Consider the following 21,135-nt stretch of genomic DNA (forward strand, 5'->3'; position numbering starts at 1 on the left):
GCCGAACTAAGGACCAGCCCTTAGTCAACATTTTCGCTTACGCAGGGTAACAGGACAGCCGATCTTTCGTCATTAGAGGGAGGGGTAAATTAGCCCGAAAAGCTAAGGTAAAAACCGCAAAATAGCCCATTTGGGTAATACATTCGGCTGAGGAGTGAAACCTCTTGATACACACTTAAACGCGGTTTATTGCGGCAGCCACAAATGTACCGATAGGCCGCCGTCGCTGCGATTATGCATGCTTATGCTACCATCGTGGGCTTCGATAATTTCGCGGCAAAGGGGCAGGCCTAAACCCGTGCCCGATTGTTTAGTCGAGTAAAAGGGCAATAGGGCTTGCTCTAACACTTCCTCGGACATACCACTGCCACAATCTTCGATTTTGATACTAAAGCCCGTCCCATCGACCATGGTTTGGTGGCGAATCGAGAGCGTGACTTCATCGGGATTAGAACCTGATTCATGGGCATTTTTCAGTAAATTCAGCAGGACTTGCTCCATTTGCCCTTGGTCGAAATAGCCCATTTCAGCGGGTAACTCATTGGCTAAGGTAAAAGGGTAATGTTGGGTTAAATGCTCGATAAGCTGCTGCCACGGCACATCACGTCGCTGCGGTAAAGGCAGTTTAGCAAAGCGCGCATAATTGAAAATAAACTGGCTCAAGTGATTCGTGCGACTCTCTATGGTGTCGAATATCAGCTTAAGCTTGGGATTATCGAGATCTTTCGTCAGTAAACGCCCCGAGTTCACCATGGAGGCGATGGGCGCGACGGAATTATTTAGCTCATGGCTGATAATGCGGATCACCTTCTTCCATACCGCCACTTCCTGACGATTAAGCTCTCGGGTCATCTGCTTGAGCAAGATTAAGTTATGCTGTTGGTTATTCAGTAAAAACTGGCCACGGCTCAGATACCAAGTCTCAGTATCATCCTCGCCCATGGTAAACAGGCCGCTCTTTTCCTGCTTAAGGGCCAAGGCAAGCGCTTCGGGTAAGTCTTGCAGCAGCTCGTCGAGGCTCAAGCCTTCCATTTTGCCTTTGATATGAAAAAGATGCCGCGCCGCATCGTTGGCATACATGAGTTTTTGGTGATCGTTAAACAGCAGCATCACATTCGGAGAGCTTTGAATTACCTTATCCAGCAGCAATTCGCGCTGGTAAATATATTGCCGCTCTTGGCGCAACTTAGCCGCCGAATCATTGAATAACTCCGCCAATGCTTTCAGCTGCCCCTCACCATTAGCCGGAATGCTGACGCTAAAGTCATTGTCGTTAAAGTTGAGTAAACCAACCTCTAAGGCATTGAGACTGCGAGCTAAATGGCGGGTAAACCAAGCCACACCCAAGGCACAGATGCCGCAGGAAAACAGTAATATGAATAGCCATTCAGTGATTGGCGGTGTGGACTCGGCCTCGTGTTCTAACTTCAACTTAGGCAGCGAGATAGGTTCAGCGGGTGGCGCTATGGGGGGCACTTCAGGATGGACTGAAGGGCTAAAGAGTCCGTCTTTAAGTTGCTCGAGTTTATAGAGCTTAATTTGCAGCTGTTCTTGCTTAAGTTGCTCCAACTTTTGCAGCTCATGCTTAATCTGTTCCGCCCTTAAACGCTCCTGCAATGGCAGAGTTTGCTGTAATTGCTCGTTATTTTTAATCGCTGCCTCGACAGTCTCTTGCAGCTTATCTACATCGAGGGGCGGTATAGTTATATCGGGGATCTTGATGGGCGCAGCGACTTCAACGGGCGAGATAGTCGGACGATAGCTCACAACACCTAAGGTCAAGAGCACACCTAAGGCGCAACAAACGGTTGAATAAATGATTAATTTTGTTCGCAGTTGCACCTAAAATTCCGCCTAATGCTCAGTGTTTATCATGCTATGGTTATTTTTCTAGACCAAACTTATCCATGCGGCGATACAAGGCCTGTCGACTCAAGCCTAAGGATTTCGCCACGCGCGCAATCACGCCCTTGTGTTGCCTTAGGGCCATTTCAATCTGCTCACGGCTAACATCCATAGCGTCGCTGGAGTCCGATTGAGCAGGCACGTCATGATGCAAACTTTTCACCTGCGGTTCAATCGGTGTTATTGCGGACAGGGTTCGCCCAAATGTCGTAGTGTTTATTGCACTGGAATGACTTCCATGGGCGGGTGGTAACCCAAAATCGGCTTCGGTTAACACTCGGCTTTGGGCCAAGAGCGCCGCACGTTTGCAGGCATTTTCCAGCTCCCGCACATTGCCCGGCCAGCGGTGCTGCAACAGGGCTTGCTGCGCCGGTTTACTCAGGCTAAAACCCTCGCCGACAAAATGCTTCACTAAGGGCAAGATATCGTCAATTCGTTGATTCAGCGGCGGTAAGGCCAATTCAATCACATTCAAGCGGTAGAATAAGTCCTCACGGAAACGCCCCTCGGCAATATCTTGGGCCAGGTCGGCGTTGGTCGCACTGATCACCCTCACCTTCACCTTTAAGGTTTTATGGCTGCCTAAGCGCTCAAACTCCCCGGTTTGTAATACCCGCAGCAATTTCACTTGGCCCGACAGGGGTAAATTACCAATTTCATCCAAAAACAGCGTGCCGCCATCGGCCGCCTCAAAGCGACCAATGCGCGCCTTATTGGCGCCGGTAAAAGCTCCCGCCTCGGCACCAAAGAGTTCTGCTTCGAGCAACTCCATCGGCAAGGCGCCCACATTCACCTTGATAAAAGGTTTGTTTTTTAAGGGGGAATTGGCGTGAATAATATCGGCAAGCTTGTCTTTACCCGCACCATTGGGGCCGGTGATCAACACTGACACATCGGAGCGCGCCAGTTGTAAGGCTAAGTCGATACAGCGCTGCATAGCGCCACTGCCAAACACGATTCCACAGAGATCCGCATCGGCGATCGCCACCTGACGCTGAGAGTTCACTCGCTCGAGTTGTTGGTTTGCACGGGCAAGTTTATGTAGCGCGATTAAATTATTGATACTGTTTAGTAACTTAGCATCATCCCACGGTTTACCCATATAATCGGCGGCGCCCGCTTTCACTAGCTCGACCGCCGTTTCAAGCTGAGTCCACGCCGTCATCAGGATGATCGGCAGATCTTGCTGACGCTCACGCAGGGCATAAAACAACTGCCGCCCTTCTTCCCCCGAGGTGGTATCGCGGGTGAAGTTCATATCTTGGATAACCAAATCAACATCTTGGGTTGCCATTAGGCTAAGGGCATCTTCGGGCGTATGGCAAGTCAACACCTGATAACCATTGATCTCCAGCATTAAACCTAAGGCCTGGCAGATGGCATGGTTATCGTCGACAATCAGAATAGTGTCCATGTGATCATGTGCGTCCAGAGTAAAACTATTAACCTTAAAATAACAAAAAGTGCAATAACATCCTACTGTTATCGCACTTAATGCCCTTCAACTTATTTAAACACTGCGGGTGGCTGTCGCCGGAGAAATCTTCGCGGCCTTGCGAGCTGGTAAGTACACAGCAAGGGTGGTTACCGCAAACAGCCCCGCCACAGTCAACAATGGATAGACTATCTCCAGCATCGGCAGGCTATAGAGGCTCATCAATTGCTGGCCGAGCTGAATCGCTAACAGCACACCAATGCTGCCACCGAGCAAGCAGAGCAAATAGTTCTCGACGAGGAAGTAGCTGATAATATCGCGCTTTTTTGCCCCTAACGCGCGGCGAGTGCCGATTTGTTTAGTGCGGCGCTGGATATTAAACATCACCATGCCTGTCACCCCAAGGGATGTGATCAGCAGCAGTAACACCACCATCATGGTCAGTACGGTTGCCATTAACTCATGGTCACGGTACGCCTCGATACGACGCTCTCCCATGGTCGTAAAACCTTCGACCACGCGGCTCGGATATTCCTTGTGCAGCAGCTCGGGAATGACTTCCTTGAGGCGAGCCATATCGCTCGACTTAGCCCTCACTAAATAGCGTTTATAGTCAGCGGGATAATTCACCGACAACACTGAGCTAAACTCCAAGTTTTTGTTATCCACCCACGCGGTTTGTAAGCGTTCCAACACTCCAATCACCACAAAGTGCTGCGTGCCCATATAGACGCTTTTCCCGAGTGCGGTTTCATTCGGCCATACCTTATCGGCAAAAGCTTTAGTGACGAGCATCTTGCCACCATCTTCCAGCAACTCTGTGGTGATTTCCTGGGGATAGAAGTTACGTCCTTCGACTAACTTCAGCCCTAGGGAGTTGATAAAATGCTCATCACTCATATACATGCCCGTATTGGGCGTAGATTTAGCACGCTCCTCAGGCCCCAGCGTAAAGTTACTCGACCAACCGCCACCGCTCAGGGGAGCCATAGAGGTGGGCGCAACATCGATAACGCCAGGAATCGCACGCAGAAGTTCCAAATCCCGTTTATCCTGCGCGACTAGATCCGTCGATTTATCAAAATGATAAATACTGAAATCGAAGACTTCGTTTTCAACAACCCCCGAATCACGCGCCATTAAATTCAAACGCTCGGCGATAATAAAGCTCGCATTCGCGACGATAGCCACTGATAAAATGATCTGTAATAACAGCAACAAGGGGCCGCTTTTACTGCGTAATAAACTGCTGAGAATAGGTTTGATATGTAACATATTGCCCCCGATTATTGGCTCTTAAGATAAACACTTGGGTTAGTCGTACACACACGCCACGCGGGGTAGATACCAGCCACCACAGCCGCCAAAATCGCGATCATTGGTGCTATCAACCACATACTGGTATCGAGGTGAGTTAAAGACGCCTCCAAGTCAAACTTCTTGGTCAGCAGCATCAGTGAGCCCCAGGCCCAAGCTAAGCCGAGTAAACCGCCGAATAACCCCATCAAGGACACTTCCACCATATGTTGGGCAAAGATCTGCCCTTGGCTAGCGCCGATGGCGCGGCGCACGCCGATCTCGGGAGCACGGCGTAAAAACTTAGACAGCAACAACCCTAACATATTGACTAAACAGACGATTAAGAAGAGTGCACTCAGGCCCACCAGCACCTTGTTATCCTCCGGCACCACTTTATTGATGGCTAACCATTGGTCAACATCGGACAACTGCACATCGGCCTTAGGTGAGCTGAAGCGGCCTAATTTCTTTTGTTGTTCAATATATTGGCGTACCCACTGACGGTACTCAGCTACTTGCTCAGGCGTATCCAGTTGCACCCAATACTGGGTCCAATGCTTTTCCGAAGTTAAACGCTGTGCATAGGTGTTGATGCTTTCATAGTTCCAGCCGTTGGTATTCCCCCAACTGCCGTATTCCTCAATCGGCGCTAAGCTGTAGGGGACAAACAAGGTATCCACATTGCCAAAGGCGCCGTTGTTAAGGTCGTAATAGTTTGGACTTGGTGCCCAAGGCTTAAGCACTCCAACCACCTGATAGGGCTTAGCATTGAAATAAATTGTCTTGCCGACACTATTTTGGCCCGCAAACAGCGTCTTATTCAGCTCATCGGTCAACACCACTTCGTAGCGAGCATCCTTATCAACACTGTCATCCCACGCCTGACCATATTGAAACTCGAGGCCAAACAGTGGGAAAAAATCGTTATTGGTCACCCGCACTCGAGATTGCAGCACGGGTAAAAAAGCCGGATCTTCGGTTTGCACCGCGCCGCCCGTGCGAAACATGGGGGTTTGTAGGCTAGGAATATCACTCTTAAGTAAGTTCATCCCGTCTTGATAGGTGATCTGTTGATCGAAGCGATCCCAGGCATCTGGACCTTGGCTCCATAGCTGCACCGCAAACAATTGGCCGGATTTCTCCCCCGCGGGGTTAATCGACATCATTTTATAAATATTGAGTGTGGTGATAGTGATGCCAATGCCGATGGAAATCGCCATGATCATCAATGCCGACAACATGGGCGTTTTTTTGATGCTACGCCAAGCTAAATCTAAGTAATAGAAGAACATAACCGCTCCTAGCCTTGGGCGTTAGCAACCAGTTTATCGACACTACCGTGGCTTGCACTGCGGGCCGCATTAGGTTGATACATGGTAAAGTCGCAGACTTGACCATCGACAATTTGGATATTGCGCTGGGCACGGCGAGCCAGTTCAGGATCGTGAGTCACCATGATGATGGTGGTGCCAGACTGATTAATATTCTCTAATAATTCCATCACTTGGCGGGCCATTAAACTGTCGAGGTTACCCGTAGGTTCGTCGGCGAGCAGAAAACGAGGCTCCCCCGCTAAAGCGCGAGCAATCGCCACCCTTTGCTGTTGACCGCCGGATAATTGGGTCGGCAAATGCTTCATCCGCGCGCCTAAGCCCACTTGCTCTAACGCTTGCTCCACACGGCGTTTACGCTCCTTGGCACTAAAACCACGGTAGCGCAGCGGCACTTCAATGTTTTCCGCGAGATTAAGATCGGGGATCAAGTTAAAGCCTTGGAAGATAAAGCCAATCTTCTCGTTGCGTACGGCGGCACTCTTGTTATCACTGAGGTTCGAGACATTAATCCCATCTAAAAAATAATCCCCATGGGTGAAGCCTTCGAGCAAGCCTGCGATATTTAAGAAGGTGGTTTTACCTGAGCCCGAAGGCCCCGTAACCGCCACAAACTCGCCCTCGTTCACCTCAAGGTTGAAATCCCGCAACGCATGGGTTTCCACTAAGTCCGTTTTAAAAACCTTGCTGATATTCTTCATTGATAACATTTTAATTTCCTTGATTAATTTTTATCTTTGCGCGCAAACGGCTTATAAAACGCGCAAGTTTCTTATCTTTAAGTGGTAAAGGCTACACAAAGCCCTTACCCCGCAAAACGGCCCATCACAAACCCACTCAAGGCATCGAACAACCCATTGAGACAGGCGAATATAAAGCTCACACTTTCCATCGAGACATCACCCACCTGGCGCGCTTCTTCTAGGGGATTCGTCCATTCCAAAATATTTAAGCCGAGGAAAAACCAGCTGTTGGCCTCACCTATGCCCAGCTCAACCGCCACCACCAGTAAGGCTAAGGCCAGAACACCAAACAATTTTGATGACATCAGCAGACCAAGATCGACGTTTTTAGTACGCATAATGAACTCCTTGTACACCTTAGCCGCAGACTTTTTAGCCAGAGCGGCGTTAATTACATCAATTTGATTAATAAGTAATTTTTGACTATCGGTCATCAATGCATTTTGACCTGTTCGGCATGGTTGAAGGGCTCAACACTGGAGATCACCCATTCGTCACCCGCTTTACCGCCTTCGATCACTTCCACCAGACTCATACTGGTACTGCCGAGCTTAATGTCGCGGCGGGTAGCAATATCGCCTTCGACTTGGTAAACCTCATCGCCACCACCGCTGGTCATAAAGGCACCGCGTTTAACCATCAACACATTCGCCCTGTGCTCGAGCAAGACTCTGGCGGAGATCCGTTGGTTTTGGCGCAGCTTCAAGCTTTCACTCTGCACAAATTGCACTCTGGCGGTCACCTCACGGTTACGCACTTCGGGGGAAATCGAGGATAGTTTGCCCATGAGTTTGACTTCACCGAAGCTCAGTTCGACCTCCATTCCGAGTCCTAACTCGTCGGCGTAGGATTCCGGCACCGCTAACTCGGCCTCATAGGCACTTAAATCGACTACGGTCAGAATGGGTTGATTAGCGCTTAAACGCGTTTTTTGCTCGGTCAACCAGTTACCAATAATGCCGCTCACTGGCGCCTTGATATTTAAGGCGTCGACCTGACGCTCAAGCTCTTTTACCGCCAGACTCTGCCGCTCAACTTCCAAGGCCTTGTTTTTCACCTCAAAGGTTAAGGTATCCTTGGTTAAGGCCACTTCCTGCTCCGCATGCTTAAATTTGAGTTTTGCCTTGTGCAGATCGTCCTTACCCTTCTCATAGTCGATTTGGCTGATCAGTTTAGATTGGATCAGTAAATCCCCACGACGGCTCTCCCGATCGGCGGCTTCCAAATCGACCGAGGCCATGTCTAAGGTTTGATTGACTTGTAATTGGTTACGTCTAGCGTCTAGCTTGGCACGTTCAAGGGCGCTCTCTAATCCCGCCAATAGCGATTTGGCCTGCTCTAATTGATTGGTTAATCTTGGACTCTCCAGCTTTGCGACCACATCACCCTTGCTGACGCTATCCCCTGGGTTGCTCAGTAGCGTCACTGTGCCTTCTTCGGTGCTGTAGAGGATCGGCGCATTGGCGGCAACAATTTTGCCCGTGGTGGCCACATCTCGAGTGAGCGTGCCAACATATAAAGTAGCGGTGGTGAGCTCGCTACGGCTGATGGACTGGCTGACTTTATCGCTACCAAAACTGGCCCACACTAAGGCGCTAACCAGTAAGGTGCAGCCGCCAATCATCAGAGGCAACTTGAGGCGTTTAGCGGTCGATGGCACAAGGACTTTATCCTGGCCGCTGGTATCTTTAATCATGGCGTTTCTCGCTTCCCTGTCGGAGGGCTGGATAGGCCCATCGCTACGGACACTATTAAAAATCGATATCTAGTAATAGCAACGCCTATGCCAATTTCATTAAAACATTTACTTTCATAAAGTTAAGTTAAATTCAAGATAAAAGTGTCCGCGGACACCGAGGGCTTTATTAAAAAGTGTCCGCTGGTTTTCGCGAAAGTGTCCGCTGAAAAGCGGTTTGTGAATAAAGGAGGAAGACGGAGTGCGGACACTCAACATGCGTTAACACTTTTATTGGTGAAATGGCTGAGTTTCCCTTTACAGCTAAATCCTTGCCACATAAGATCCTGCCACCCTCGCAGCAGAAACATTCAACAAGATGAATCGCCCTATGACAACACTCACTATTACTCGTCCTGACGACTGGCACATTCACCTAAGAGACGGCGCACAATTAAAAGACACGGTTCGCGATATCAGCCGCTATATGGGCCGCGCTATCGTGATGCCTAACCTGGTTCCTCCCGCTATCGATACCGAAACCGCCTTGGCTTATTACGATCGTATCAAGGCACAAGTGCCAGCCGGCTCGCAATTTGAACCCTTAATGGTGTTGTATCTCACCGACAAAACCAGCCCAGAAGAAATCCGTAAAGCCAAAGCCTCGGGTAAAATCGTTGCCGCTAAACTCTACCCAGCAGGCGCGACCACTAACTCGGATTCTGGCGTGACCGATTTGAAGAACATCTACCCCGCCCTCGAAGCGATGCAGGAAGTGGGCATGTTGTTCCTAGTGCATGGTGAAGTGACTGATTCATCGATTGATATTTTCGACCGCGAACGGGTGTTTATTGAGAATATCCTCAGCAAGATCGTGGCTGATTTCCCTAAGCTTAAAATCGTTCTCGAGCATATCACCACTAAGGATGCGGTCGATTTCGTGACTCAAGCCTCTGACAATGTGGCTGCCACGATCACCGCGCATCACTTGCTCTATAACCGCAACCATATGTTGGCTGGCGGTATTCGTCCGCACTTCTATTGCCTGCCGATTTTAAAGCGCAATACCCACCAGCAAGCGCTGTTAGGCGCAGCGGCCAGTGGCAATAAGAAGTTCTTCCTCGGTACCGACTCTGCGCCACACGCTAAAGATCGTAAAGAAGCCGCATGTGGCTGCGCGGGTTCTTATACAGCCCATGCCGCCATTGAGCTTTACGCCGAAGCCTTTGAATCGGTCAATGCGCTGGATAAATTAGAAGCCTTTGCCAGCTTCAACGGCCCAGATTTTTACAATCTGCCCCGCAACAGCGATACCATCACCCTAGTGAAAAAATCTTGGGATGTGCCCGTCAGTTACCCACTTGGTGACAACAACGTTGTGCCAATTCGCGCCGGCGAACAAATCGATTGGCAGGTCGAATAAACAGGCCTTTTGACGCGATAAACGGCTATCTAAACCTGCCGTTTATCAAGCTTGAAACCGTTAAGAGTCGCCTTAAGGCGACTTTTTTATAACCAGTAAATAACGCCATAAGCGATTATCTTTTAAGAGAAAAAGTATGAATACACGGAAGTTACTAACGCTGCTATCCTCAAGTCTATTGCTTGCTGCCACACTGTCACTCAGCACTTTTGCCGCCGATGAACTCTCAGGGATTTGGCAGGGCACGCTGGGTAAAAGCAGTGTAAGAGTCTGCTTTAATCAATACGGCAGCGGCAGTTATTACTATCAACGCTACCTAACCCCAATACAACTCGAGCTGCAAAACGGTATTTGGAAAGAAGAAAACAATACCGGAAACTGGCAGTTCGATAGTTCAACGGCTCAGCAACTCAGCGGCCATTGGTTTAAAGACAATTCAGGCAAATCCTTGCCCATAAAGCTTGAGCGCCAACTCAGCCCCGATAACCAAAATGACTGCAGCGCCGATGCCTACAATCTGCCGCTTGAAACCAAGCCTTCACTGAGCCGCGGAAAATGGCAAGCTTTTCAAACCATTGATTACCGTCCGCTGACCTATGGCACCGAAGTCGGCATCGAATTTAACGGCCCACAAAAAGGCATTCCCGCCATTAATCAGTGGCTTAAGAAAAAGCTCACCGATGATGAGCAGCTGGCACAGACCTTTGATACGCGCCGCAGAATGTTGTCTCAAATGGGCCATTTTGTGGCCGATGAAACCTATGCAGAACCGATTTTCCTCAATCAGCATTGGCTCAGCGTGCGCTTATATCGCTGGGCGGCAGGTTTTGGCGCCAATGGGATCAGCCAAGAGTTTGTTAGCTTCTCCCTCGCCGATGGTAAACCTTTCCATCCGTGGCAGTGGTTTATTGCCGATAAGCCAACACAAACCTTGCCAGAAAGCATGAGTTATCAGCTCCCACCCGCACTTAAGGAAAAGTTGTTTGCCAATGCGGCACCAGATGCCGAATGCCCAAGTGCCGATGGCTCAGGCTACTATCAACTCACCCTCGAGGCGAATGGGATTAAGTTTTGGGAAATGCCCCATGGTGATGGTTGTGAGCAAGAGTTTATCTTAAGCCCTCAAGAAGCCATGCCCTTTGCCACACCTTGGGGGCAAACGCAGCTTAAGCTATTGGAATAATAAATTTTAAATTCATCATTAATCGCGATAGCGGGAAAGCAGGCTGAGATAACGATAATAAGCGTTGAAAAGCCCTTTCTCGTTAACCTTGACGGGCTAACGTCTCTTGTCAGATTCAGCCCCTATTTTGAAGGAAGATAGCTTGAGCCAGCAAATGCCCCTGATAGCAGAACAAACAGCCGAAGCCTTAGTGCAAGCCCAGTTAGTCGCCTATAACCAGCACGACCTTGCAAGCTTTGTGGCGCTCTTTAGCGACGACGTTTGTATTTATCGCCCACCCACCACAGAGCCCGTGATCCGAGGCAAGGCTGCCTTTAGTGATTTCTATCAGAATGAACGTTTTAACTTGCCGCATCTGCACGCCGAGATCCTCAATCGTATGGTGGTCGGCAATAAAGTGGTCGATCACGAACGGATCAGCGGCATCCGCGAGGAGCCCTTTGAAGTCATGGTGGTCTTTGAAGTCTCTAATGGCCTTATCCAAGCGATGTGGAGCTTTGCCGCTAACTAGGGCGAGCTCTAAATGGCCATATCAAGCTGACTAGCGTAGCAACAATCATCTGCGGCAAAGGCGCTCGCCAAAGCGGTGAAAAATGTTACGCCTATCCCATATTTCATTTCGGCGCCGCCTTTTGGTGTGATATCAACGGATTCTGTGAAGCACACGACTGTCCCTCAACCACAAAATACCTTAGGGTTATTAGCAACAGCCTAAAGGGCGATGCACTCAACGCCCTCTTCACTTTACCCAACAATAGGAATTGCTGATGTCTGATAACCAACAAGCCTTTTACGAACGTGCCACCGAGATGATTAAGCTCGCGAACCAGCAAAACCAAAATACCGAGATCCAAACCGGTGAGGTCAGCGCTTCCTTTATGTGGGCCGTCGCCCGCTACAACGCTTGGTTTGGCTCCACCAGCTTTGAATCCAAAGAACAAATGCAGGCCAAAAAACAGGAAATGATGGATTACTATATCGAGCGCTACAAAGAGATGATTGACGCCAATCTCGAAGACTATATCGAAAACTTCGACCACTACCGCGCCACACAAAAGTAATCAGTGATAATACGCCCCATGCGAAAGGTGATTGGGGCGTGTTAATTATGACTCTCTAATGACCACTGCTTACCTTTAGCCATACCAAAGCCAGGTAAAGCACTAGGGCAATATATCCAAGGGAAATCATCAGATTCACTCTCCAGAGATTTAACCAGAAATGGCCAGCGAAATAGGTACGTCTTCTAACGTCGTGGAAAAACAATACCGTTGAAGAAGGTACCAGCATTAATGCCGAGCAGCCCAGCATAGGCAATACCATAAACAGGAATCCTAAACCGCTAGCGCCAGCGGAGGCTTTCGAGATTTCACTATCTACAGGCGCGAACATAACTGTCGCTAGAATAATTCCAGCAACAGTCAGCATAAATCCAAAAAGCTGTAGCGTTCTCATCTTCATCCTTAAATATAAAACCTGCACATACTCACCCAATTGAGCGAGCAGCTAAATCTAGCGGATTTGGGTATTGGCTTCTACCCCATAGCTAAAGTTCCACTTCGTTCACGATTCATCTTCACAGACTAATTTGAAATATGCCATTTTCGCGAACTAAGCTTGCAGTTTGCTCGGTTCCATCGCTTTGATTCTTATCGACTAAAGCCAGTGCCAACGTTTACGGAAAATAAGCTTAAGCAGGATTAGATAATGTGCGGAAGTAAAACAGAAACCGTGATTAACCAAGAGGATTGTTGGCAGGTTTTCGCAGGAGAAATTCAGCAAATGAAGGCTCATAAGCCCAAGAGGGGCAAATAGGATTATTTGCCCCTCTAGTCTGACACTGTGGCGAACAGCTTCTTACTTATGCGCAGCAAGAACAAAGATGATACATCGCCGTTATTGAGTGCATGCGTTTGTCGTTTGGCAGTCGGCTGCGGCCTGACGCTTAAGCTGCTGTGCGTATTGCTCCGCCGCTGCTTTCGCCTTTCGAGCCTCAACCTTATGTTGCACATTCTCCACCAAGACCTTATCAAAGGTCTCCATTCCAAAATGGTCGGAAACATCCTGATAAATAAACCAAGATGCAAAGGCGACAATGCCATAGGTCATTAGACGTAACATGGTTTTTAAACCTCAACAATTGTATCAACAACTGCAATATAACTGAGGTTTTTCATAAAGAAAACTGTCAATTTAATGTCTTGAAATTGTCAAATTACCACCATTATTCAATAGGATACAAAAACACAAAAACCTTTAATTACATCAATTTAGCTATTTGAGGCCAAGGTCAGCATCTAGCCGTCAAAATTGGCGATCAACCATCAAAAATGAGCGATTATTTGACATAGTTTTTTAAGTGACAATAAATCATGTACTGCTTAACTAATGTCAGAAAGTCGACGATAAATTCATCAATTGTGATTTTTGACACAGCACACCAAGCACTAAGCTAGAGTGCTGTCTTAAGTTGTTGGAGAAACCCTTTCTCGCCATAGCTGGATTGCACGACGAGTTAAGGGTTCAAACTCTCTGGATTGATCTCTGCCTCGATAAATTGAGCGGCTATTTTCAGCAATCGGCACCGAATAATGAATGTCATAGGCGAGTTGCGTTAAGTATTCTCGCCCCTGCTCACGATAGCGCGCAGATTCCTGTTAATTTAATTGGATCAAGTAGTGATAACCAAATGCACTCATACTGCAGTTGGCATCCAGATAAAGTTCGCCCTCATGTTCAAACAATAACCAGGCTCGATTCTCAGTATCCACCACACTCATCTCAACTCCGTCGATCTTAGAGACTTACATCACTGTTAACCAACACTAGCTCGTTAAAACGCTTGGAAGAAGACTCCAAAGGCGCTGAAAATCGCCACAAACCAAGACAGTGAACGTAATGTGCCTTTATTCAGTAGATACAAGATCTGATACGCCACCCGCGCGACAATATGCACAACCGCCAACCACTCGGCAGTCGCAGTGACTTTGCCCGTGGCGATAACCGTCACTACGGCTAAACCAAAAATCAGTAGGGATTCGAAGGCGTTTTGATGCCCAGCGAGTGCCCGCGCACCAAATCCGGTTAATTGCGCCTGTTGAGTACGTGGATGATGATTATCATAACCGCCGGCTTTGGCCATTGCCCATGCAACGGGGCCTTTGGCTAAGTAAGGCAATAACATAGCGATAAATAAGCAAATCAGTAACGTGTTCATCTTTAAGGGATCCTATTGTTTTTGTTGTGTATGCAAGCCTGCGCCTATTTCACCAGATACATGCCTTCGCTGGCGGGGCGACTGAATTTAAAACCAAATTTTTCATAGAGTTCAGGTACATCGGCCATTAAGGTGATATAAGCCCCCGTAAAAGCCTCACGGTCTAGGTAGGCCATAATATGCTGCATAATCAATCGGCCAAGCCCCTTGCCTTGATGCTCAGGATCCACAGCCACATCGACAATCTCAAAGTTAATCGCCCCATCCCCCACAACCCGCCCCATACCCACGGTTTGGGTTCCACAGTTAATTTGCACGCCGTATAAACTCTTTGGCAGCGCCTTGACGACGCCCGCCAAGGGTCGAGGACTTAGGCCCGAAATCTGCCGTAAACGGATAAAATCTTCAACCGATGCCACTTGCTCTATCACTTGGTACATAGTTCATTACTCAACAGTCTGATGACTCAAGGATTTCAATATTAAGGCCCTCTTCTTCCGTGGGCGCTTGAAAGAAACTGCTCACATGCCAGTACACGGCTTCGGTATCGAACTGGGCGCGTTCTGGCTCTGCTTGGCGGCGCAGGGCAAGGCGACTCAGACATAACTCATCGCTGTGCTTTAGGTAAATCAGACGATGGGCCGCCCCCGTATCGAGACTCAAGCCCAGTAACCATCGCCTTTGATTGAGGGTATTGGCAGGAAAATCCATGACCACAGTTAATCCGGCCTGCAGCAGTGCCTCAATATGGCGCTTCAGTAGCGGCTTTAGGCGAGCGGCGTAATGAATATAGGCATCAAAGTCTTTAATTTCATTAGGATATAAAGTCGATAGCCATTCATCTTCACTGATGAGCACGCAGCGTTCACCCTTGGCCAGTTCACGAGCCAAGGTCGATTTACCCGCGCCCATCTTGCCGCACAGCAGCACAAGTGTGCCCTTATTACTGATTTCTGAATTGGCGCCTGAACAGATATCTACACTAACATTGATTGGTGTCGACATCTTTATCCCCTCCTCTTACGCGCATTCCCTGCTGCAATAGACTATTAACGCACTTTAGTAACACGCTTTAGTTAACGTGCTTTATCCAAGGCATCACATACGGCTTTTACTCCGAGTAACGCTCTGGGCGTCGCGCGGTGCAATAAGTCGGCATTTAATTGATAAATATGCTGGTTTTTAACCGCGGGGATTTCGGCCCATTGGCTCCAATCAACCCCTTTGACATTACCCTCCTCTTCGCTCTGTAAAATCACCTCGGGCAAGGTCAGTAATACGTTCTCTAAACTCACCTGTGGGTAATCACTCGCCGCATCGTAGAAAACGTTTTTGCCATGGCAAACACCGATAATCTGCTGGATCCAACTGTTTTTCGCGACCGTCATTAACGGCGTAGACCATAGCTGATAAAACACCTTTGGCTCGGATTTAGCCGCATTCTCGCTACGTAATCGCAGCAGCTCACTGCGATAATCCGCCGCCACTCGACTCGCCTGCTCTGTGTGCCCTGTCAGCTCACCTAACTCCTCAATTTCTTTGGCGACATCCTCAAGCGTCTTTGGGGAGCTGCTATAGAGTTTAAAACCTAAGTTTTTGAGTTGATTGATATCCTCGGCTTTATTGCCCGTGTCCCACACCACAATCAGATCGGGATTAAGCTCTAATACCCGCTCAATCTGGATCCCATAATATCCACCGATACTGGGGATTTTTTTTGCCGCTTCGGGATAATCCGCATAATCTGTCGCGGCCACAATCGACTCCCCTGCGCCGATGGCGTAGAGCATTTCAACCGCATGGGGCGAAAGCGCAATAATACGTTTTGCAGGCTCGGCCATCGCCACTGCGGGTAACAGCGCAAAGCTCAGGCCGAGGGCAATAAAGCGTCGCATTAACATGATATTCCTTATGATTTAATCGATGAATTCTTCTGGCCAGCCGTACTGCTCAAGGTAGGTCTGCAGATTCTTAGGCCGATATTTAGGGTCTCGATCCCAGCGCGTTTTCACCGAGCGATGCAGCAACACGGGCGCGACATTAGGGTCGATTGGGCGCAAATAGGATTGCTTAATTCGGTAAAAACTGCGGCGCGAGTCGTGTAAGGTTGCCAAAGGATTGGGGTGTAAACTCGCCGCTAGGTGCGGCTCTAAGCTTAAATTAAACCGCTCAGCCTCTGCCATCATCCACGCGAGAGCATTATCCGACAGAAGCGAACCATCCTTATCCGGCAGATAACTGCCACCAATATTGCTATGGGCACCGGTAAACCAGACCTGCTGCATATCCATATTGTCGCGCAGTTGCCAAATCGTAGGTTCGAAGTCGCTGCGGTGTTCGTCTATTGCTAAAGCATGGCGGGCAACCCGCACATTACGGCCAATCTTAGTGTCGTAAAACTCGTCTTTATCTTCGAATAAGCCGAGGAACGAAATCGGGATCCCCATGGCGCCCACCGTATCCCACACGCCGACAAACTTAATATCCCGCGATTCGTGGCTATGCTTTTGTCTAAATTCAACGGATTTATCGCCGCTTGGGGCAAAAGGTGCACTGCTTTTTTTATAGTGGTCAAAGGCTTGTTGTATCAGCCTCGCATCGGGGCGCTTGAGGATGCCGCAGTTATTGATAAGGCCACATAAACAGCGCACTGTGTAAGCGCCTCGGTTAAAGCCAAACAGATAGATCTCATCACCGGGGGAGTAGTTCTGCACTATGTAGCGGTAACCATCCATGATGTTTTTGTGCAGCCCACGCCCCGTCGCGCCGCCGATGGCTTGATCGTAGTAAGAACCAACGCCCCAGTCGTAAAACACCTGCTGGGGTTTTCCATCGGCCGCCATCGGGCTGATAGCCCGCGCTAGACGCAGCACATTGGTGGGAAAATCCACCTTAAGGTCTTTCTCCGGCCGATTCCAAGTACCGTCGGCACAAATCACAATACGTTTATTCATCGCATCATCCTTGAGTTACCCATGCTACTCACGCTATCAATAAAAACGCTAACGATAGAGACGCTAACGGATTTTACCGAGGAACAACAGCCCTAATTGGGTTTAAAGGGCGGCTCGCGGTGTAACCCATCCACCTTAGCCGCTCGGCTTAATAGTCGAATCCCGGCTGCGCTTTAATGCCCGCTTCGAAGGCATGTTTAATCGGCTGCACTTCGCTGACAGTATCCGCCAGTTCGATAATCGCGCGGTGACAAGCACGGCCAGTGATAATCACATGCTGCATCGGCGGACGGTTTTTCAGCGCCGTGAGTACCCGCTCTACATCGAGGTAATGGTAACTCACCATATAGGTCAGCTCATCGAGCATTAAACAATCAATACTCTCGTCTTGAAGTAAGGCTTCGGCGGCTTCCCACGCCACGAGGGCTGCGGCAGTGTCCTTTTCTCTGTCTTGGGTTTCCCAGGTAAAGCCTGTGCCCATCACATGAAAGGCCACGCCCGCACCTTCAAGCAAATTACGCTCACCACACTCCCATGTGCCCTTGATAAATTGCACTACTGCCGCTTTTTTGCCATGGCCGACCGCGCGGGCAACCGTGCCAAAACCTGAGGTCGACTTGCCTTTGCCATTGCCTGTGAGCACCAGTAGAATGCCTTTTTCTTCTTGGGCGGCGGCAATTTTAGCGTCCACACCTGCCTTCACTTTTTGCTGACGCGCCTTATGGCGTTCGGCCTTGATTTGCGCTTGCTCGTTGTCGAGCTGTTTTTCGTTCTCTACTGTCATGATTTTCTGTTCTTCCTACTGCTAACACTTATGCATTTATAATGGATGCGAGCTTTTGCATATCGAGGTGCTCGGCTAATACGTCGGCCAAGCGATCCAACTGTTGTTCGCGAATATCATTGATATCAATCGCTTGAGCATTTTCCAACCCAGCCCAGTGAAGGACGAGCTGGCAGGCCTCTGGGCTGTCGAATAGCCCATGTAAATAGCTGCCGAGCACTTGCCCGTCGTCACTTAAACAGCCATCGGCAAAAGGCTTTTCTGCCTGTTGATCGCAAGCACTCTCACTTTTCAAGCGTAATGGCGCACTCTTGGCGGCATCACTGGACGTGAGATATTGGGACTCACCGCAGTGGATCTCATAGCCCTTCACCTCTACTTGTTGCCCTTGCAGCGCTAAATGGCCAGTGACCCTACGTAGCTGTTTTTCAGCCTTAAATTCGGTGGTAATGGGTAAATATCCGAGCCCTTGGCTCACGCCGAGCGTGTCTTCAATCCCCATGGGATCGGCAATGCTTTCACCCAACATTTGATAGCCGCCGCAAATCCCCAGCAGCTTACCGCCGTAGCGTAGATGCTTGGCAATTTGTTTATCCCAGCCCTGCTCACGCAAAAAAGCCAAGTCTGCTCGGACATTCTTACTGCCGGGTAAAATCAGCAGATCGGCCACAATCTCCTGCGTCTGGGCAGAGGCCTGAGTCTGGAGCGAGACATAATCAAAATCGATATCGGGGTGCAGTCTAAGCGGGTCAAAATCCGTATGATTACTGGTGCGGGGATACACTAATACCCGCACCTTAAAACGGCTTTGTGCCTGCTTAGTGGGCGACTCGATAAGTGCATCCTCGGCGTCTAAATGCAAATCATGCAAATAGGGCAACACGCCCAACACAGGCTTTTGCGTATGGGCCTCTAGCCAATCGAGACCAGACTGCAATAGGCTGATATCGCCTCGAAAGCGATTGATAACAAAGCCTTTTACCCTAGCTTGCTCGGAGGGCGACAATAGCGCTAAGGTACCCACCAAATGGGCAAACACCCCGCCTTTATCGATGTCGGCAATAATGATCACTGGGCAGTCGACCGCCTCGGCAAAGCCCATATTGGCGATATCCCCTTCGCGTAGATTAATTTCCGCCGGGCTCCCCGCCCCTTCAACCACAATCGTTTGGTATTGCTGACCTAAACGCGCAAAGGATTCCAGCACGGCATTTAGCGCCATGGCTTTATAATCCTTAGATTTTTCCCCGAAAAAGGCCGAGGCCTCTAAGGTGGTCAAGGCTTTGCCGTGCACAATGATCTGCGCGCCCGTGTCCGAACTTGGCTTAAGCAGGATGGGATTAAAATCCGTGTGCGGCGCGAGAAAACAGGCTGCGGCTTGCAGTGCCTGAGCGCGGCCAATCTCCCCGCCATCAATGGTGACTGCGCTGTTAAGCGCCATATTCTGTGGCTTAAAAGGCGCGACCTTAACGCCCTCACGGGCGAGCAATCGACAAATCCCCGCCACTAGCGTACTTTTGCCCGCATCCGAGGTAGTCCCCTGCACCATTAGCACTTTTGCGCCCGAATGCTGAGCTTCACTTTGGCTTACAACACCTTGAAACAGGTTTTGCGACAAGGCCGAAGTAGGATTAGAGGCGTTATTTGAATTCATGGGCAAGAACATCACTCAACAGAGGAAAATAAACTAAAGGGGAATCGGTTCGCTCCCTTACTAAGAATGCGTCGACAATACTTTGTCTTAACTCGATTTAAGCACCAGTGGCAAACCCGCCACCACTAAGGTCACATTATCCGCCACCTCGGCAACGGCCTGATTTAACCAACCCGCCTCATCGACAAACTGGCGACTCAATTCACCCAAGGGCACAATGCCAGAGCCGACCTCATTGCTGATTAAAATCACTACGCCCTCAAGGGTGCTTAAGGTCTGGATAAAATCGGCGCGCTGCTGTCGCCAGTGTTCTAAAGGTTCATGGCGAGAGAGGGCAAAATCCAAGGCAAAGTCCGATTCCGTTGAAGCGGGCTCGGCCTCGGGGCTTTGTGCAAGTAGTTGATTGGTGAGCCAAAGCGTTAAACAATCCACCAGAATCACTCGGCCGGGTTTGGCTAAGTGTTTGAGCTTGGCGGTTAATGCCAAGGGTTCTTCGACGAGTTGCCAGTCAATATCATCCTTGGCACGTCCATCCTGATGTAAACGAATGCGACTGCTCATTTCGGCATCGAGCGCCTGTGCGGTCGCCAGATAGCAGGCATCGAATCCGAGGGCGGTATACTGGCGCACTAAGGCTTCGCCGTAGCGGCTCTTACCGCTACGCGCGCCGCCTAGCACTAAATGGATCACAGTATGCTACCCACAACCAGCAGCACGAAGTAACAGACTATTTCGCAGATCTGCTGCGCCGCACCTAAGGTATCGCCCGTGTAACCACCGATTTGGCGTCTAAAAATCACCACTATCAAACGGCGTAAGCCTATCATCACCAGTAACAGTGACAGCGCGGCAATGCCCTTGAGCACTAGCAGCACTAACACGCCACTGGCGATCAAAATAAACAGTTCATTAATGCCTTGATGCTGCGCTAACGGCTTGGATTTACTGGACTCATCGTCGCGCACATATTTCTCGGTAAAGATAAGGCTAGCAGCAACTACGCGGCTCACAGTATGGGCGACTATCATCGCCGAGCCTGCAACTACAGGATCATACAGCGCGAGTTCCACCAATAATTGCCACTTGAGCATCAGGACGAGCATCAAAGCCAAGGCGCCGTAGCTCCCTAGGCGAGAGTCTTTCATGATCCGCAGCTTGTCTTCCGCCGTCCAACCACCACCGAAACCATCGAAGGTATCGGCTAAACCGTCCTCGTGAAAACCGCCCGTTAACAGCACGCCCGTGACCATAGACAGCAGCACAGACACGCCGGCGGGCAACCAGTTTTGGGTAAGCCAAAATACGATGGCACTGAGTAGCCCCACCAGCAGGCCCACTAAGCCAAAGTAACGGCTGGCTTTATTGAGTTTGTCGGCATCGACCTCAACCCATTTGGGCATAGGAATGCGGGTAAAATAGCCCATGGCCACTAAAAACAAATCTATCTCTTTGTGCCAGCTTTCGCGTTCTGACATAAAGCATCCTTAGTGAATTAACACTTGCTGCAAGGTTTAAGATTAAAAAGGTCTGCT

At 49.4% G+C, this 21,135-nt stretch carries 22 protein-coding genes; 4 read left to right on the forward strand and 18 right to left on the reverse strand.

All coding sequences use genetic code 11. The features are described 5' to 3' along the window. Nucleotides 1-186 precede the first annotated feature (186 nt). The 7 genes from SHEWANA3_RS17085 to SHEWANA3_RS17115 form a co-directional block, all read right to left on the reverse strand. Nucleotides 187-1,842 carry an ATP-binding protein gene (locus SHEWANA3_RS17085; RefSeq protein WP_011718068.1) on the reverse strand — a complete coding sequence of 552 codons (1,656 nt, stop codon included), beginning with the start codon at nt 1,840-1,842 and terminating at the stop codon, nt 187-189. Between the two features lie 40 nt (nt 1,843-1,882). Then, the gene (locus SHEWANA3_RS17090; protein ID WP_011718069.1) at nt 1,883-3,319 is read right to left on the reverse strand and encodes a sigma-54 dependent transcriptional regulator; all 1,437 of its coding nucleotides are present in this window, start codon (nt 3,317-3,319) and stop codon (nt 1,883-1,885) included. A gap of 96 nt (nt 3,320-3,415) precedes the next feature. After that, nucleotides 3,416-4,615 carry an FtsX-like permease family protein gene (locus tag SHEWANA3_RS17095; RefSeq protein WP_011718070.1) on the reverse strand — a complete coding sequence of 400 codons (1,200 nt, stop codon included), beginning with the start codon at nt 4,613-4,615 and terminating at the stop codon, nt 3,416-3,418. 11 nt (nt 4,616-4,626) lie between these two features. Further along, complete coding sequence (locus SHEWANA3_RS17100) at nt 4,627-5,931, reverse strand: ABC transporter permease (RefSeq protein WP_011718071.1); 1,305 nt, start codon at nt 5,929-5,931, stop codon at nt 4,627-4,629. Nucleotides 5,932-5,939: 8 nt separating this feature from the next. Beyond that, nucleotides 5,940-6,680 (reverse strand): ABC transporter ATP-binding protein, encoded by a 741-nt coding sequence (locus SHEWANA3_RS17105; protein ID WP_011621658.1) that lies wholly within the window; start codon nt 6,678-6,680, stop codon nt 5,940-5,942. A gap of 95 nt (nt 6,681-6,775) precedes the next feature. Beyond that, a complete protein-coding gene (locus SHEWANA3_RS17110; protein WP_041413130.1) occupies nt 6,776-7,051 on the reverse strand; it encodes a hypothetical protein in 276 nt (91 codons plus the stop codon). Nucleotides 7,052-7,146: 95 nt separating this feature from the next. Then, nucleotides 7,147-8,409: an HlyD family efflux transporter periplasmic adaptor subunit gene (locus SHEWANA3_RS17115; protein WP_011718073.1), complete on the reverse strand. Its 1,263-nt coding sequence runs from the start codon at nt 8,407-8,409 to the stop codon at nt 7,147-7,149. Nucleotides 8,410-8,779: 370 nt separating this feature from the next. Here SHEWANA3_RS17115 and pyrC point away from each other — a divergent pair, with 370 nt between their 5' ends. The 4 genes from pyrC (at nt 8,780) to SHEWANA3_RS17135 (ending at nt 12,055) form a co-directional block, all read left to right on the forward strand. After that, nucleotides 8,780-9,811 carry a dihydroorotase gene (gene pyrC / locus SHEWANA3_RS17120; protein WP_023269013.1) on the forward strand — a complete coding sequence of 344 codons (1,032 nt, stop codon included), beginning with the start codon at nt 8,780-8,782 and terminating at the stop codon, nt 9,809-9,811. 136 nt (nt 9,812-9,947) lie between these two features. Then, entirely contained in the window at nt 9,948-10,994 is a 1,047-nt protein-coding gene (locus SHEWANA3_RS17125) for a hypothetical protein (RefSeq protein ID WP_011718074.1), read from the forward strand. 154 nt (nt 10,995-11,148) lie between these two features. Then, nucleotides 11,149-11,505, forward strand: coding sequence for a nuclear transport factor 2 family protein (locus SHEWANA3_RS17130; protein WP_011718075.1), 357 nt, complete (start codon nt 11,149-11,151; stop codon nt 11,503-11,505). 256 nt (nt 11,506-11,761) lie between these two features. Then, entirely contained in the window at nt 11,762-12,055 is a 294-nt protein-coding gene (locus tag SHEWANA3_RS17135; protein WP_011621652.1) for a DUF3144 domain-containing protein, read from the forward strand. Nucleotides 12,056-12,110: 55 nt separating this feature from the next. On the opposite strand, the gene SHEWANA3_RS17140 is transcribed toward SHEWANA3_RS17135, so the two are convergent. The 11 genes from SHEWANA3_RS17140 to SHEWANA3_RS17195 form a co-directional block, all read right to left on the reverse strand. Next, on the reverse strand, nt 12,111-12,449 hold the full coding sequence (locus tag SHEWANA3_RS17140; protein WP_041412756.1) for a hypothetical protein: 339 nt from the start codon (nt 12,447-12,449) through the stop codon (nt 12,111-12,113). A gap of 441 nt (nt 12,450-12,890) precedes the next feature. Next, nucleotides 12,891-13,115: a hypothetical protein gene (locus SHEWANA3_RS17145; RefSeq protein WP_011621646.1), complete on the reverse strand. Its 225-nt coding sequence runs from the start codon at nt 13,113-13,115 to the stop codon at nt 12,891-12,893. Between the two features lie 712 nt (nt 13,116-13,827). Further along, a complete protein-coding gene (locus SHEWANA3_RS17155; protein ID WP_011718077.1) occupies nt 13,828-14,211 on the reverse strand; it encodes an MAPEG family protein in 384 nt (127 codons plus the stop codon). A gap of 44 nt (nt 14,212-14,255) precedes the next feature. Next, nucleotides 14,256-14,651: a GNAT family N-acetyltransferase gene (locus tag SHEWANA3_RS17160; protein WP_011718078.1), complete on the reverse strand. Its 396-nt coding sequence runs from the start codon at nt 14,649-14,651 to the stop codon at nt 14,256-14,258. Between the two features lie 10 nt (nt 14,652-14,661). After that, entirely contained in the window at nt 14,662-15,216 is a 555-nt protein-coding gene (locus tag SHEWANA3_RS17165) for an ATP-binding protein (protein ID WP_011718079.1), read from the reverse strand. 71 nt (nt 15,217-15,287) lie between these two features. Beyond that, on the reverse strand, nt 15,288-16,112 hold the full coding sequence (locus SHEWANA3_RS17170; protein ID WP_011718080.1) for a cobalamin-binding protein: 825 nt from the start codon (nt 16,110-16,112) through the stop codon (nt 15,288-15,290). Nucleotides 16,113-16,127: 15 nt separating this feature from the next. Further along, a complete protein-coding gene (locus SHEWANA3_RS17175; RefSeq protein WP_011718081.1) occupies nt 16,128-17,165 on the reverse strand; it encodes a DUF2235 domain-containing protein in 1,038 nt (345 codons plus the stop codon). A gap of 148 nt (nt 17,166-17,313) precedes the next feature. Continuing rightward, nucleotides 17,314-17,949, reverse strand: coding sequence for a cob(I)yrinic acid a,c-diamide adenosyltransferase (cobO, locus tag SHEWANA3_RS17180; protein ID WP_011718082.1), 636 nt, complete (start codon nt 17,947-17,949; stop codon nt 17,314-17,316). 28 nt (nt 17,950-17,977) lie between these two features. After that, nucleotides 17,978-19,603: a cobyric acid synthase gene (locus tag SHEWANA3_RS17185; protein WP_011718083.1), complete on the reverse strand. Its 1,626-nt coding sequence runs from the start codon at nt 19,601-19,603 to the stop codon at nt 17,978-17,980. A gap of 87 nt (nt 19,604-19,690) precedes the next feature. Beyond that, entirely contained in the window at nt 19,691-20,293 is a 603-nt protein-coding gene (cobU, locus tag SHEWANA3_RS17190; protein WP_011718084.1) for a bifunctional adenosylcobinamide kinase/adenosylcobinamide-phosphate guanylyltransferase, read from the reverse strand. Continuing rightward, nucleotides 20,290-21,078 carry an adenosylcobinamide-GDP ribazoletransferase gene (locus tag SHEWANA3_RS17195; protein WP_011621638.1) on the reverse strand — a complete coding sequence of 263 codons (789 nt, stop codon included), beginning with the start codon at nt 21,076-21,078 and terminating at the stop codon, nt 20,290-20,292. Before SHEWANA3_RS17195 ends, cobU begins: the two co-directional genes overlap by 4 nt. Nucleotides 21,079-21,135 lie beyond the last annotated feature (57 nt).

The organism is Shewanella sp. ANA-3 (genome assembly GCF_000203935.1).
Lineage (GTDB): Bacteria > Pseudomonadota > Gammaproteobacteria > Enterobacterales > Shewanellaceae > Shewanella.

Bases quoted from the DNA above. Each gene is read 5' to 3' on its own strand.
- SHEWANA3_RS17090 (WP_011718069.1), bottom strand. From the start codon at position 3,319: ATGGACACTATTCTGATTGTCGACGATAACCATGCCATCTGCCAGGCC.
- SHEWANA3_RS17095 (WP_011718070.1), bottom strand. From the start codon at position 4,615: ATGTTACATATCAAACCTATTCTCAGCAGTTTATTACGCAGTAAAAGC.
- SHEWANA3_RS17100 (WP_011718071.1), bottom strand. From the start codon at position 5,931: ATGTTCTTCTATTACTTAGATTTAGCTTGGCGTAGCATCAAAAAAACG.
- SHEWANA3_RS17105 (WP_011621658.1), bottom strand. From the start codon at position 6,680: ATGTTATCAATGAAGAATATCAGCAAGGTTTTTAAAACGGACTTAGTG.
- SHEWANA3_RS17110 (WP_041413130.1), bottom strand. From the start codon at position 7,051: ATGCGTACTAAAAACGTCGATCTTGGTCTGCTGATGTCATCAAAATTG.
- SHEWANA3_RS17115 (WP_011718073.1), bottom strand. From the start codon at position 8,409: ATGATTAAAGATACCAGCGGCCAGGATAAAGTCCTTGTGCCATCGACC.
- pyrC (WP_023269013.1), top strand. From the start codon at position 8,780: ATGACAACACTCACTATTACTCGTCCTGACGACTGGCACATTCACCTA.
- SHEWANA3_RS17125 (WP_011718074.1), top strand. From the start codon at position 9,948: ATGAATACACGGAAGTTACTAACGCTGCTATCCTCAAGTCTATTGCTT.
- SHEWANA3_RS17130 (WP_011718075.1), top strand. From the start codon at position 11,149: ATGCCCCTGATAGCAGAACAAACAGCCGAAGCCTTAGTGCAAGCCCAG.
- SHEWANA3_RS17135 (WP_011621652.1), top strand. From the start codon at position 11,762: ATGTCTGATAACCAACAAGCCTTTTACGAACGTGCCACCGAGATGATT.
- SHEWANA3_RS17140 (WP_041412756.1), bottom strand. From the start codon at position 12,449: ATGAGAACGCTACAGCTTTTTGGATTTATGCTGACTGTTGCTGGAATT.
- SHEWANA3_RS17145 (WP_011621646.1), bottom strand. From the start codon at position 13,115: ATGTTACGTCTAATGACCTATGGCATTGTCGCCTTTGCATCTTGGTTT.
- SHEWANA3_RS17155 (WP_011718077.1), bottom strand. From the start codon at position 14,211: ATGAACACGTTACTGATTTGCTTATTTATCGCTATGTTATTGCCTTAC.
- SHEWANA3_RS17160 (WP_011718078.1), bottom strand. From the start codon at position 14,651: ATGTACCAAGTGATAGAGCAAGTGGCATCGGTTGAAGATTTTATCCGT.
- SHEWANA3_RS17165 (WP_011718079.1), bottom strand. From the start codon at position 15,216: ATGTCGACACCAATCAATGTTAGTGTAGATATCTGTTCAGGCGCCAAT.
- SHEWANA3_RS17170 (WP_011718080.1), bottom strand. From the start codon at position 16,112: ATGTTAATGCGACGCTTTATTGCCCTCGGCCTGAGCTTTGCGCTGTTA.
- SHEWANA3_RS17175 (WP_011718081.1), bottom strand. From the start codon at position 17,165: ATGAATAAACGTATTGTGATTTGTGCCGACGGTACTTGGAATCGGCCG.
- cobO (WP_011718082.1), bottom strand. From the start codon at position 17,949: ATGACAGTAGAGAACGAAAAACAGCTCGACAACGAGCAAGCGCAAATC.
- SHEWANA3_RS17185 (WP_011718083.1), bottom strand. From the start codon at position 19,603: ATGAATTCAAATAACGCCTCTAATCCTACTTCGGCCTTGTCGCAAAAC.
- SHEWANA3_RS17195 (WP_011621638.1), bottom strand. From the start codon at position 21,078: ATGTCAGAACGCGAAAGCTGGCACAAAGAGATAGATTTGTTTTTAGTG.